Annotated in this window: 13 protein-coding genes; 4 read left to right on the top strand and 9 right to left on the bottom strand. The window is 42.2% G+C overall.

The genetic code is table 11. The features are described from left to right. Nucleotides 1-10: 10 nt before the first annotated feature. The gene (gene pyk, locus L4C39_RS08575) at nucleotides 11-1,456 is read left to right on the top strand and encodes a pyruvate kinase (RefSeq protein WP_113795925.1); all 1,446 of its coding nucleotides are present in this window, start codon (nucleotides 11-13) and stop codon (nucleotides 1,454-1,456) included. Nucleotides 1,457-1,510: 54 nt separating this feature from the next. Here the strand turns inward: pyk and L4C39_RS08570 are convergent, their stop codons facing one another. Together L4C39_RS08570 and cydH are read right to left on the bottom strand one after the other, a co-directional pair. Beyond that, nucleotides 1,511-2,689, bottom strand: coding sequence for a patatin-like phospholipase family protein (locus tag L4C39_RS08570; protein WP_429745396.1), 1,179 nt, complete (start codon nucleotides 2,687-2,689; stop codon nucleotides 1,511-1,513). Between the two features lie 31 nt (nucleotides 2,690-2,720). Next, nucleotides 2,721-2,810, bottom strand: a complete 90-nt coding sequence (gene cydH / locus L4C39_RS08565; protein ID WP_017053912.1) for a cytochrome bd-I oxidase subunit CydH — start codon at nucleotides 2,808-2,810, stop codon at nucleotides 2,721-2,723. A 126-nt stretch (nucleotides 2,811-2,936) separates the two neighbouring features. On the opposite strand from cydH, the gene L4C39_RS08560 reads away from it, so the two are divergent. From L4C39_RS08560 to L4C39_RS08550, 3 genes are all read left to right on the top strand, one after another. Then, on the top strand, nucleotides 2,937-3,530 hold the full coding sequence (locus L4C39_RS08560) for an outer membrane protein (RefSeq protein ID WP_216599535.1): 594 nt from the start codon (nucleotides 2,937-2,939) through the stop codon (nucleotides 3,528-3,530). Between the two features lie 501 nt (nucleotides 3,531-4,031). Further along, a complete protein-coding gene (locus L4C39_RS08555; protein ID WP_113795922.1) occupies nucleotides 4,032-5,489 on the top strand; it encodes a sodium-dependent transporter in 1,458 nt (485 codons plus the stop codon). A 2-nt stretch (nucleotides 5,490-5,491) separates the two neighbouring features. Continuing rightward, complete coding sequence (locus L4C39_RS08550; protein WP_017053915.1) at nucleotides 5,492-5,587, top strand: methionine/alanine import family NSS transporter small subunit; 96 nt, start codon at nucleotides 5,492-5,494, stop codon at nucleotides 5,585-5,587. Between the two features lie 701 nt (nucleotides 5,588-6,288). Here the strand turns inward: L4C39_RS08550 and ptsG are convergent. The 7 genes from ptsG to fabF all read right to left on the bottom strand — a co-directional run bounded on the left by ptsG (nucleotide 6,289) and on the right by fabF (nucleotide 13,690). Further along, the gene (gene ptsG / locus L4C39_RS08545; protein ID WP_113795921.1) at nucleotides 6,289-7,722 is read right to left on the bottom strand and encodes a PTS glucose transporter subunit IIBC; all 1,434 of its coding nucleotides are present in this window, start codon (nucleotides 7,720-7,722) and stop codon (nucleotides 6,289-6,291) included. 446 nt (nucleotides 7,723-8,168) lie between these two features. After that, the gene (locus L4C39_RS08540; RefSeq protein WP_429745392.1) at nucleotides 8,169-8,936 is read right to left on the bottom strand and encodes a TatD family hydrolase; all 768 of its coding nucleotides are present in this window, start codon (nucleotides 8,934-8,936) and stop codon (nucleotides 8,169-8,171) included. Continuing rightward, nucleotides 8,927-9,892 carry a DNA polymerase III subunit delta' gene (locus L4C39_RS08535; RefSeq protein WP_429745390.1) on the bottom strand — a complete coding sequence of 322 codons (966 nt, stop codon included), beginning with the start codon at nucleotides 9,890-9,892 and terminating at the stop codon, nucleotides 8,927-8,929. Before L4C39_RS08535 ends, L4C39_RS08540 begins: the two co-directional genes overlap by 10 nt. Before the next feature lie 8 nt (nucleotides 9,893-9,900). After that, nucleotides 9,901-10,533, bottom strand: a complete 633-nt coding sequence (tmk, locus tag L4C39_RS08530) for a dTMP kinase (RefSeq protein WP_429745388.1) — start codon at nucleotides 10,531-10,533, stop codon at nucleotides 9,901-9,903. Further along, nucleotides 10,530-11,546, bottom strand: coding sequence for an endolytic transglycosylase MltG (gene mltG, locus L4C39_RS08525; RefSeq protein ID WP_429745386.1), 1,017 nt, complete (start codon nucleotides 11,544-11,546; stop codon nucleotides 10,530-10,532). Before mltG ends, tmk begins: the two co-directional genes overlap by 4 nt. Beyond that, complete coding sequence (gene pabC / locus L4C39_RS08520) at nucleotides 11,543-12,361, bottom strand: aminodeoxychorismate lyase (RefSeq protein ID WP_429745384.1); 819 nt, start codon at nucleotides 12,359-12,361, stop codon at nucleotides 11,543-11,545. The genes mltG and pabC overlap by 4 nt, the downstream gene beginning before the upstream one ends. A gap of 87 nt (nucleotides 12,362-12,448) precedes the next feature. Beyond that, nucleotides 12,449-13,690 (bottom strand): beta-ketoacyl-ACP synthase II, encoded by a 1,242-nt coding sequence (gene fabF, locus L4C39_RS08515; RefSeq protein ID WP_171756093.1) that lies wholly within the window; start codon nucleotides 13,688-13,690, stop codon nucleotides 12,449-12,451. Nucleotides 13,691-13,750 lie beyond the last annotated feature (60 nt).

The following is a 13,750-nucleotide window of genomic DNA, read 5'->3' as shown; positions in this document are numbered from 1 at the left end:
GGAGAAAATAATGACTTCTAAACCAAGAAGAACAAAAATAGTCACCACTCTTGGCCCTTCTACCGATAAAGACAATAACCTCGAAGAAATCATCAAAGCAGGTGCCAACATGGTGAGAATGAACTTCTCTCACGGCACAGCTCAAGATCACATTGACCGAGCAAATAAAGTTCGTGCCATTGCTGCAAAACTCGGAACTCACATTGCTATTCTCGGCGATTTACAAGGTCCAAAAATTCGTGTTTCTACGTTTAAAGATGGAAAAATCGCCCTAGAGATCGGGGACAAATTCACACTAGATAGCGATTTAGGACTAGGCGAAGGCAACCAAAATGCCGTTGGTCTAGACTACAAAGAACTGCCCAATGATGTCGACACTGGCGATATACTGCTGTTGGATGATGGCCGAGTTCAACTAAAAGTAACAGCAGTTGAAGGCAATAAAGTGCATACCGTGGTTACGATTGGTGGACCTCTATCAAACAACAAAGGGATTAATAAAAAAGGAGGAGGCCTGTCAGCAGAAGCGTTAACGGAAAAAGATAAGCGAGATATCATTACCGCAGCTGAAATCAAAGTCGATTACCTCGCTATCTCATTTCCACGTAATGGCGAAGATATGAATTATGCACGTCGATTGGCACGGGATGCTGGTTTAGAAGCTCACCTAGTCGCAAAAGTAGAACGTGCCGAAACCGTCGCAAGCCAAGAGAGCATTGATGACATCATTATGGCTTCAGATGTTGTTATGGTCGCAAGGGGAGATTTAGGGGTTGAAATTGGCGATCCGGAACTCGTTGGGGTACAAAAGCAACTCATACAACGAGCAAGAAGCTTAAATCGCACGGTAATTACGGCCACCCAAATGATGGAATCGATGATCAGCGCTCCTATGCCGACCCGTGCAGAAGTTATGGATGTGGCTAATGCGGTTTTAGATGGTACAGATGCCGTTATGCTTTCTGGTGAAACCGCGGCAGGGCTATATCCGGTAGAAACCGTGAAGTCTATGGCTGAAGTGTGCGTCGGTGCAGAAAAAATGGCCGTGGTTAAACGCTCAAATTACCGTATTGATAAAACCTTTGTGACCGCTGAAGAGACCATTTCAATGGCAACCATCTATGCCGCCAACCATATGGAAGGCATTAAAGCGATGGTCACGATGACTGAATCAGGGCGAACTGCGCTTATGATGTCACGACTCAGTTCCGGATTACCTCTTTTTGCACTTTCACGAAATGAGGGCACCTTAAACCGTTGTGCTTTATATCGTGGTGTAACTCCGCTCTACTTTGATACCAATGTTGAGGCTGGATTTGATGTTGCGATGGCGGCATTACAATCACTCAAAGAGCAAAAGTTACTGAAATTTGGTGACTTAGTGATTATTACTCAAGGTGACATTATGGATGTCGCAGGTTCGACGAATTGCATGAGAATTTTACCTGTAATGTAAACTGAACTTCCCATCCATATTAAAGAGCCCAGAATAGACACTCAACATCTGGGCTCATTTCTGAATAGATTCATTGAGATAAGTACCTTGCTGAATTGCAGTGTATTGTTCTACAAATCGATAACCCGCATCGACGCCCATTTGGTAGTCAAACAACAAATCTTCTGACTTACTCATTAAAGAACTTGAGCGAAGTGATTCCGCTGGAGCAATTTGAATAACAAAAGCATCATCAGGAGGCGCATTTAAAAAATCTTGTGTTAAAGAATAAGTTTGATAATGAACCATTAGCATATCAGCCAAACCAGAATCAAATTTATCGCCGACCAAGTGACTTAAGCGATATATATCATCAGCGCCAAATAGCCACCGACCACCATTCAATAAATCCAAATGGCGATGATCTCTCTTTTGTGCCTTAGAGCGCGATATCTGCTGTTGGAAAAAACTTCCCCAATCAGACCGCCATTGATCCATTCTTGACTGCCACTGCCCTTGGATGGTGTCAAAAGAGTCGCGAAACCACTCTATTTCAGTCGAAGAGACACTCTTACTCTGCTCTACATCATCGATAGCCTTACGGGCGGCATCGACAGCCTCAGTCCGTATAACCACCAGATTACGAGCCTCTTTTCTCCACGCCTCTTGAACAGGAATTGAAGCTGATACCCCACCGTCGATATAGTGTTTGCTATCAATAATGATCTCTTTGGTGTAAAGCCTAGGGATTGCGCATGTGGCGATCATCACTTGATACCAATTGTCCGTCAGTAGGGGTAAGTAAGCATCTGACAAATTTTTTTCGTCGGTCACAGCAGCGTAAGCTTTTCTCTGAGCGAGCACTCTTCGCCCCATATCGACATCCAATTTATATGGATACGCAGAGATGCGATCAAGCGCCCATTCCATATCCATTGGCTGCTTGCTTCGTATATAACTAAAGAGATTAAAGAAATTGGGGTCGGTGGTTAAATCCATAATGAAGGATTTTCCGAGGCCGTGTTGACGACACAGATAAGCACAAAGATTGAGAGCACCAGCCGATGTGCCATAAAATTCATCAAATTCATCGAAATTAGAGAGAAGCAGCGCATCAATAACGCCAGAGGTGAAAATGCCTCGTTGCCCACCACCTTGGGCAACGAGCGTTGTTTTACCCGATATGTATTTCGAGAGTTGAACAGCGTCAATTCGCGAATCTACATTAGTTATGATTCCACTATTTTTTTTCATTCGTACCTTTCTATTTCACCCATCAACGGCCTCAACTCAATATTGCAACCATTCCAAAGGCGATTAAAATTGAATAGATAGCAGCCGTAATAAATAGAGCACTTTTTAGATCTTGTTCCATAACCTTCTCCTTATGTTATAAGAAAGTAATAACAGCTGTGTGAAGTATGTTCAAGAAATCAACAAATTATGCGTAAACTTATGCCATTGCTATCACAATAAAGCCTCATCGAATAAGGATTGTATTATGACGAGATTTCACATCACCTCTTTGCTTTATTTACTCATGGTCGCACCTTTTACTTCATCTGCCGCAGAGTTTTTCATTACTCCTATGGTTGGCTATACCCTTGGTGGTGGTGTTGAAGATGAGTCAGACAATAATTATGATCTTTCGGGGGCGGTAAACTACAGTATTGCCCTAGAGACACCGCTGGATCAGGGGCGAATTGGGCTCTTTTACTCAAATCAATCATCCGAACTTGATGACATAAAGTTGACATCTTCTGTCCAGTACCTCCACTTTCAAAGCAGTATTTATTACCCTGCAACCAACAATATTTCAGGCTATCTCGGCCTCGGCATTGGCGGATCTTATGTTGATGTCGATTGGGTCAAAGATAAATATGGTTTTTCCGCAAGCCTATTTGGAGGCGTCGAATATCAACTCAGCAGCAATGTAGCTCTGACCAGTCAAGTCCGCTGGCTAGGGACCGTTGTGGATAATGAAACTTCAGGACAATGCACTCTTCCGACCACTGGGAACTCTTGTACTATTCGCTTTAAAACCGATTGGATGAATCAATTCCAGACTAATGTGGGGCTCAGAATCTCTTTTTAGCTTAAAAATGATCAGTTCAAGAATTTGGTATTTATAGGGTCGTAATCGGTGGTATTAACTGAGAGGTGTACAAATTTCAGTCATACGCTCTATTTAATTTTTAAGTCTTTTATCCTACTCTCTCAATAAATACCCGAACAATCACACTGAACCAAGACATTCACCACTGCTCATTCACTAAAAAACAAGTGAATTAACAATATATCAACCAACAGACCCTCATTAAATAACATCTACATTCTATTGCCTTAACCAAATTTAATCGGTAGTCTCAATGACATGCGTAGCTGATAGTTTCAGTTTTCGCAAACACACATCGTATAATTAAGAACAATATTCTGAGTTCTCTCTAAGTAAACAACATATATAACTACATTTTTGCTAAATCATGGAAGATAGAGCAATCATTCAATAGATTTCCTCTATTGGACTTTCTTCCACTATCTAGCACCAAGCTAAGAGAGAAGCTTCATACCTCAGGGAGTTGAAAAGGAGTAATTTATGAAGCGAGAACAGTGGGGATCCCGTGCAGGATTTATCCTAGCAGCAGTCGGATCTGCGATCGGTCTTGGAAACATTTGGCGTTTTCCTTACATGGCCTATGAGAATGGTGGTGGTGCCTTTTTTATCCCTTACCTTTTTGCCATGCTCACCGCAGGTATCCCTTTCATGATCCTAGAGTTTAGTATGGGTCAGAAGTACCGTGGTTCAGCACCAACCACCTTAGCAAAAATCAATTCAAAGTTTGAATGGCTTGGTTGGTTCCAAGTTGGCGTAGCTGCCGTTATTGCGGTTTATTATGTGGCGGTTATTGGTTGGGCTATCTCTTACTTTGGTATGTCGTTTACTCAAAGTTGGGGAGCAGACACGAACGCTTTCTTCTTCAGTGAATACCTTGCTCTTGGTGATAACACTCCAACAAGCTTAGGTAGCATTCAATGGGGTATCGCGGCTTCGATGCTTATAGCCTGGGCAATCACTTACGCTGCCATTGTTGGTGGTGTAAAAGCTGGTATTGAACGCGCTGCAAAAATTATGATGCCAATTTTGTTCATCATGGTTGTTTTGTTAATTGCACGCATGATCTTCCTACCTGGTGCTCTAAACGGTGTTAACTACCTGTTTGAACCCGATTTCAGCAAAATTTGGGATGTTAAAGTTTGGGCTGCTGCTTATGGTCAAATCTTCTTCACCCTAAGTATTGGCTTTGCCATTATGCTTGCTTACTCTAGCTACCTGCCAGAGAAATCAGACATCACAAACAACGCGTTCATGACGGTGTTGATTAACTGTGGCTTCTCTATCCTTGCTGGTATCATGATTTTCTCTGTACTAGGCTATATGGCTCAAGAACAGGGCAAACCGCTAACAGAAGTAGTAAGCGCGGGCGTAGGGCTTGCATTTGTAACGCTTCCGGCTGCAATTAACTTGTTGCCTGCTCCTTACATTCTGGGGCCGCTATTCTTCTTTGCTTTGGTTGTGGCTGGTCTTAGTTCACATATCTCAATCATGGAAGCAGTAACCTCTGCGGTAATCGATAAGCTGAACTGGAGCCGTAAGAAAGCGGCCAATATTGTCATTGGTTCTGGATTTGTTATTTCAATGGCATTTGCAACCAACGGTGGCCTACTGCTTCTTGATTTAGTAGACCATTTTGCAAACAACGTTGGCATCGTAGTGAGTTGCCTAGTTGAAATCGTACTCATGACTTGGTTATTGAAAATTGCAGATGTACGCGAATACGTAAATAAAATCTCTGACTTCACGATCGGTACTTGGTTTGATGTGTGTCTACGCTTCATCACTCCTGTTATTTTAGCCATTATCGTTGCTACTAAACTGCAAGCATTACTGACAGATGGCTACGCAGGCTACGACTTAACACTTGGTTGGGTAATGATTGGTCTATTGCTCGCTGTCGGCGTGGTAATTAACGTAACTAGCCGCAAGGAGGCTTAATTATGACTACTAGTGCAATTATTATGATGGTTCTTGGTCTTGGCATTACTTGGGGTGGCGCTGCTATCTGCATCAAGAAAGCGATGGACAAGAAGTAACTTAACATTCATCTCTGAATGACAAAATGCCGATAGTTTTCTATCGGCATTTTTACATCTGAACATTAATCGTGATAAGTCTTTCAATAGAGCAAGTCCAACACGACTAGACCTACCTCTCTATACTCAGCCTACCCCACAGAACTCACAATTATGACCAATAATGATTGGATGACATCTTAAGACCCCAACTCCACCATAAATTACACTCCAACCGATACCAATACTATGACGTGCCTTTAACAATAACATCATCATCAGTCCTTCTAATGCATCGAATGCAACGACTAGAACCGTGCACGAATAACTAAGGTCCATTGACCTTTCGAGCTGGTTTATGCAGTTTGTTGGGGCTCTATATAAGGCTGAGGCTTTGAAATGTCGTTACCTTACCTGATAAGCTACAAACACTTCCCGAAAGGTTCGGTGAAAGGTCAACAGACCCTAATATATGGACTCATGGCTGAAGAGAAGCGCATCGAACCAGTAAAGTAAACAAGTGCATTACGAAGTTCATTAATATCGCGGGAAGAAAGTCACGCGAATACACAGCGGTGGTGTAGCCAAAGTCGGTAACGATGCACAAAGAAGTGAAAACTCTTTGATTAAGAGTAAAGTTTAAAAACGAGCGTAAAGTCCTACACTTGCAAGATCAAAAAAAGGAGACCGTAGTCTCCTTTTTAGTTAATTCAGATTAATGATTACGCGTTGTTGCGAATCCACTCATCCATTTCTGTTTTCAGGTTGTCAGATTTAGTACCGAAGATAGCTTGAACACCACCAGATACAACAACAACACCAGCAGCACCAAGCTGTTTCAGTTTGTCTTGGTTAACTGCATCTGTTTCAGCAACAGAAACACGTAGACGAGTGATACAAGCATCTAGGTTAGTGATGTTTGCTTTACCGCCAAATGCTGCAACTAATTCACCCGCTAGTTCAGAACCAGTAGCTGCAGAAGCAGTGTCTTCGCTTTCGTCTTCACGGCCAGGAGTTTTAAGGTCCATAGCTTTGATTACTGCACGGAATACTACGTAGTAGATTACAGCGTATACAAGACCAAGACCAACTAGAAGTAACATGTTCTCAGCACGAGGAGATTGAACAATAAAGTCAATGAAACCGTTAGAGAATGTGTGACCGTGTACAACACCTAAAGAGTTAGTTAGTACGTAAGCTAGACCAGAAAGTACCGCGTGAATTCCGTATAGTACTGGAGCAATGAATAGGAAAGAGAATTCAATTGGTTCAGTAATACCTGTTAGGAAAGAAGTTAGAGCGGCAGAAGCCATGATGCCCATTACTTTTGCACGGTTTTCAGGTTTAGCTGAATGCGCGATAGCGATAGCAGCAGCAGGAAGACCGAACATTTTGAATAGGTAACCACCAGCTAGTTGACCGAAACCGTTACCAGCAGCGCGAGATGCGTCATCAGCAGTAAGGAAACAAGTCATGATACCGTTTACAGTTTCGCCAGCGTTATTTGTACATTGACCTGCTTCATAGAAGAAAGGTACGTTCCAAATGTGGTGAAGACCGAATGGGATCAGAGAACGCTCAACAATACCGTAGATACCAAATGCAGTAACTGGGTTTTGGTTAGCTGCCCAATCAGAGAATGCTGCGATTGCAGAACCCACTGGTGGCCAAATAACAGAAAGGATTAGACCAAGAGCAATAGAGATGAAACCAGTTACGATTGGCACTGCACGCTTACCAGCGAAGAAGCCAAGATATTCTGGAAGCTGAATCTTGAAGAAGCGGTTAAATGCCCAACCTGCTACACCACCAGCTAAGATACCACCTAGAACACCAGTATCGATTTTATCTACACCAAATACAGTAGCCATTACTGCTAGTGTCGCTGTCATGATACCGTAACCAACGATAGCAGAAAGGCCTGCAACACCGTCGTTATTTGTAAAACCTAGTGCAACACCTACTGCGAATAGTAGTGGCATTTGGCCGAATACTGAACCACCAGCTTGTTCCATTAAGTGAGAAACCACTTCTGGAAGGAAACTAAAGTTTGCAGCACCAACACCAAGTAAAATACCTGCAACCGGAAGAACTGATACTGGTAGCATCAGAGCCTTACCGACTTTTTGCAGGTTGGCAAAAAGATTCTTAAACATTTTTATGCTCCTGATAAAATTTATAAGTTTTTTATGGGTCCTAACGGCACACCCCCGCAGCCTAAATGTTAGCACCCAATGAAAATGTAACCATGTGTTCCGTTATATTTTTCGCCTCTAAATATATATTGTTGCCCCCCTAAATATCTAGCTACTTACGAAATTTAGTTTCAAAACCCATTATAGATCACAGTGCAAAACCCACTCTGCAATGCTTTACAGGTAACTTAAATCATTGTTATTAATCAACTTTACAATCAACAAGGTTTATTTTACTGCGTAAATAAAATATTGACAGTTGTTATTTCATGTAACAAATTTACATTTTGACTTATTTGACATCTCGGCTTCAACAAAATCCGTAAACATTAGCAAACACAGCATAGAATAAGATAAAAACAATAAAAAAGGAGCTTTCGCTCCTTTTTACAGTCCAATTTGATTTTTCATCGCAAAAAAAGATCGTGGTAGTTTTTGGTGGTTTTTTCAGCAACTGAGGATAACGACGCCCCTTTTAACTGTGCAATATAGGATGCAACTTCCACAGCATACGCTGGTTGATTCTCTTTTCCACGATGCGGAACTGGAGCTAAGTAGGGAGAATCCGTTTCAATAAGCAGCCTTTCTAACGGCAATGCCGCCACCACTTCTTTCAACTCTTTGGCTTGTCTGAACGTCACTATTCCCGAAATTGATATATAGAAGCCAAGCTCCATAGCAGATTCAGCAAACTTTAAATCTTCAGTAAAGCAGTGGATCACACCACCACATTTATCTGCGCCGCCATTTTTCAAAATCGATAAAGTATCTTCACGCGCATTGCGAGTATGAATAATAAGTGGCTTGTTCACCTCAACTGCTAATTCAACCTGCTGCTCAAATCGCAATTTCTGCAACTCCGCAGTCTCTGGTTGATAATGATAATCTAGACCCGTTTCACCAATCGCAACCACTTTGGGATGTTTGGCGTATTCATATAACTTGTCGAGTGAGAAGTCACTTTCGACATCGAGTGGATGAACACCACAAGAGGCATGAACTTGCTCATATGGGGCAATCATCTCAAGCATTTTAGGAAAAGAGTCTAAAGTTACCCCTACCGATAGCAGTGACTCCACTTTAGCTTGCTTAGCTTTGTTAATTACGTCTTCAATTCCATTGTGTAAATCAGTGTAATCAAGCTTATCTAGGTGGCAGTGTGAATCTACGAACATGATGCCTCTTGCAATTTCAGTAACCAATTAATAACCATCAACTCTGTGTTTAAACCCGTATGGTTTGAAAGCTGATCCATCAAATCTTTTAATAAGTGTGACAACTGGTAGCTTGCTTCATAAGTTAATAATTTGGCTAATGCATCGCTCCCAGGAAGCAAATCACGACTATTTATACCAAAGTGAGCTTTTTGAGTATCACTGAGCAAATACCAGATCCAGCTCAACTTCGTCAACGTGTCACTTTCCAGTGCTGACCACAACTCATAAACATCCGTAGATTTTCCGTCAATAAAAGTAATAAACGCGGACTCAACACCACGATAGCTTTCAACGCCATTCTCATTGACAAATTCTAGAGTTTTAAGAGGAGCATGATGATTCAAACTTGCTACATAGTTTGGAATTTCATTGCTAGTTTGTTGGCCAACCCAATCCGTCAGGTCTGCAGATGAAGGTAAAACAATTTGCATTTGCTGGCAGCGACTAATGATGGTGGGTAAAAGCTTATGAGAGTTCTCTGTCACCAACAAAAAAACGCAATTATCTGCGGGCTCTTCTAGTGTTTTAAGTAGAGCATTAGACGCCGATTCGTTCATAGCTTCAGCTGGCGTCACGATGATCAATCGAGTTCCGTTTAACTGTGATGACTGCTGAGCAATATGATTACATTGTCGGATCTGATCAACCGTGATTGATTTACCTTCCTTCTCTGGTTTTATCCAGTGTAGATCCGGATGGCTACCCGACTTTATCAGTTCGCAGCTATGACAAAATCCGCACGCCTCACTAGTGTAATTAGAACACATCAGCGCTGCGCTAAAGTGCTCCAATAACTGTAAGATCCCCACACCATTACTCGCTGAAATCAGCATTGAGCCAGATAAGCGCTGGTTGTCTAACTTATCTTTTAACTGTTCCCATGTTGGTTGCAACCATGGATAGAGTGTACTCATAAGTGAACCTACTGAGCCTTAAGCCATGTAATTAAAGTCGCTTTAATATCTTTAGCAACATTAGCAATCTCTTGCTCAGCATTAATGACAAACACAGAATCATCAGATGCCGCTATTTCTAAATAACGCTCTCTTGTACGGTCAAAAAAACTAATATCCATTTTCTCTATACGATCGAGCTCTCCGCGGCCTCTTGCACGTTCAAGACCAACGCGAGGATCAAGGTCAAGATATAGAGTCAAATCAGGTTTAAATCCTTTTAGGGTTGTCTCTCTAAGGTTTTCCATCGTCGATCTTGCGATTTGACGACCACCACCTTGATAAGCTTGAGATGACATATCGTGGCGATCACCTACCACCCAATTTCCGGCATTTAGAGCAGGCTTGATGACATTTTCCACTAGTTGAACTCGAGCAGCGTACATAAGCAATAATTCAGTCATGTCTTGAAGCACTTCGCCGTCATGTTCCTCTTTCACTAATGAGCGCATTTTTTCGGCTAAAACCGTACCGCCAGGCTCTCGCGTATTAACAATTTGATCGACTCCAAACTGATTGAGCGTATCTAAAATTGCATTAATTGCGGTGCTTTTCCCCGCCCCTTCTAGCCCTTCGACTACAATAAATTTTGTTTGATTCATTTGTTCTTTCTTAATTGTTTTAAGTACGCTCTAACCGCACGATTATGTTCAGCTAGGGTTTTAGAGAATACATGGCCGCCAGTTCCACTAGCAACAAAGTAGAGATATTTTCCTTTTTCAGGGTTCAATGCTGCCTGAATTGATGCCTCACCGGCCATTGCTATTGGTGTTGGTGGCAAACCGTTAATTACATAAGTGTTATAAGCGGTCCGAGCTCGTAAGTCCTTTTTACGAATATTGCCTTTGTAGTTGTCACCCATCCCATAAATAACCGTAGGATCCGTCTGCAAACGCATGCGTTTATTCAATCGATTGATGAACACAGAAGCGACTCTTTCACGCTCAGAAGCAACCGCGGTCTCTTTTTCAATGATTGAAGCGAGGATTAAAGCCTCATAATCACTTTTCAAAGGTAGCTTATCCTGACGTGATGACCAGTGTAGGTCCAATACTTGCTTTAAGTTTGCATGTGCTCGCTTCAATATATCGAAATCCGACGTTCCTAAAGTGTAGTAATAGGTTTCAGCTAAAAATAGGCCTTCTAACTTATCTCTATCTATCCCTAACTTTTGGGCAATTTCGGTTTCAGATAAACCCGCTAGACTGTGATCCAAATACTTCGCTTGTTTAAATTGCTCTAACCATTCACTGAATCGGCTACCTTCCACAAAAGTAATCGAAAATTGGTGCTCTTTTCCTTCAACGAGAAACGCTAACACTTCTCGCAGTGATTGTTCAGGCTCAATCAAAAAAGTACCCGCTTTAATGTGAGTCAGCTCAGGATGTAATCGGCGTACTAATTTTGATGTTGGGTTACTTACAATCCAGCTATCCGTAACAAATTGATTCAGGACACGATTAAAGCTCATGCCTGGTTTTATGGTTACAATTTCCTCATCTTGGATCTGAACAGGTTGATCGAGAAATTGTTGAATTTGCGATGTGGTATAAAAAAACGCGCCTGCCGCCAATACCGCTAGTACTGTAAGCAAGAGTAGTAACTTCTTAATCACGAGTTAATCGTCTCCTGAAATATTGTTGTCATTGTTCCTATCGAATAAGCCCTGTGCTGATCCGAAGAAAAATTTATTTGAGTAACAGGGACGACACCTAAAATAGAGTTGGTAATAAAAATTTCATCGGCGTCGTAAAGCCTAGTAAGCTCAAAGTGTCCTATTTTTGTCTCAATCTCATTTCGTTTTGCGAATTCAAGTATTTGTTCACGAATCACACCCGCGACACCACAGTTAACAAGACTCGGGGAATATAACACATTGTCTTTCGCCCAAAATAGATTCGCCATTGTTGTCTCGATAACATAGCCATTGATGTCCATCGCAACGCCATCCACAAATCCACGTTGCTCGGCTTCAGACTTCATTAAGATCTGCTCAAGTCGATTATTATGCTTGTGGCCGGCTAAATACGGATTTAAGCCTAAGCGGTGTTCACAAATGGTTAGGGCTATTCCGCTCTGTGAAAATAACTCATATGACTCAGGAAAGCTGAAATCACTGATCGTTACCGTAATTGGTGAAATATTGTTAGGGCTATACCCTCTCCCACCTTGACCACGACTGATGTGCAACTTAAGCCCCGCTTTGGACACTTTTTGGCTTGCCTGCTCTAACCAGGTAAAAATGAGATCCCAATCGGGCCTAGGAATCTGCAAAGCATCAAGGCTCCGGTTCATCCGCTGAATATGCTTTGGCCAATATTGAATCTCACCGTTTAGTGTGAGCATCGTGGTAAAGCACCCATCTCCGTATTGAAAAGATCGATCACTTAAAGAGATTGTGTCACTTGGTTGTCCATTCACCCAGTACATTTTTGCTATCCCACAAACAAAGAAACGGCTCAATGCTAAGCATCAAGCCGTTCGAAAACAAGTCTAAATGTGACCTATTGGGTTAACTTAAATCTTTTTGAAGATTAAGCAACCATTTGTACCACCAAATCCAAACGAATTACACGCAGCATAAGTAAGATCTGCTTTACGCGCCGTATGTGGAACAAGATCAATACCTAAATCATCTTCAGGATTATCTAGATTGATTGTTGGCGGAACAATTTGATCAACAAGAGTTAACGCTGTAATAATCGCTTCTACAGAGCCTGCTGCACCTAATAGGTGACCAGTCATCGATTTAGTAGAAGAGACTAGTACTTGCTTAGTTCCTGCTTCACCAAGTGCTCGTTTGATGCCTTTAACTTCTGCAACATCACCCGCTGGTGTTGATGTACCATGAGCATTGACGTAGCCAATCTGCTCACCCGTAACATCGGCATCACGCATGGCAGCTTCCATCGCAAGTGCACCACCAGAGCCGTCTTCACTTGGAGACGTCATGTGATAAGCATCACCAGACATACCAAAGCCAACGATTTCACAGTAGATTTTAGCACCACGAGCTTTTGCGTGTTCGTACTCTTCAACAACCATCACGCCAGCACCATCACCGAGAACAAAACCATCACGATCTTTATCCCATGGGCGAGACGCTTTTTGCGGTTCGTCATTACGAGTAGAGAGCGCTTTTGCTGCTGCAAAGCCGCCCATACCAAGAGGCGTTGATGCTTTTTCAGCACCACCAGCTAGCATGGCATCCGCATCACCATAAGCGATCATACGTGCTGCATGGCCGATATTGTGTAAGCCTGTTGTACAAGCTGTTGAGATTGCAATGTTCGGACCACGTAAACCTTTCATGATAGACAGGTGACCTGCAATCATATTTACGATGGTTGAAGGCACGAAGAAAGGACTGATTTTACGAGGACCTTTTTCCGAAAGCACTTTATGGCCTGCTTCAATTAAACCTAAACCACCAATACCTGAACCGATAGCTACACCAACTCTTGGTGCATTCTCTTCAGTAATGGTTAGGCCTGAATCACTAAAGGCTTGGATTCCTGCTGCGATGCCGTATTGGATAAACAAATCCATTTTACGTGCATCTTTTTTAGACATGTACTCTTCGCAGTTAAAGTCTTTGACTAGACCTGCAAAACGAGTTGAGAAATTGGTGGCATCAAAATGATCGATATTATCGATTCCACTTTGACCAGCTAGCAGGGCTTTCCAAGATGATTCTACAGTGTTGCCTACCGGTGACAACATACCCATGCCAGTGACAACTACACGACGCTTGGACACGATTTTACTCTCCGGGAATTGATGAAAGGGTTCTATATGAGGGATAGAAGGCTTTAGAAA

The organism is Vibrio clamense (assembly GCF_050337905.1).
Taxonomy (GTDB): domain Bacteria; phylum Pseudomonadota; class Gammaproteobacteria; order Enterobacterales; family Vibrionaceae; genus Vibrio; species Vibrio cortegadensis.
This window is presented reverse-complemented; position numbering and strand designations above follow the sequence as displayed.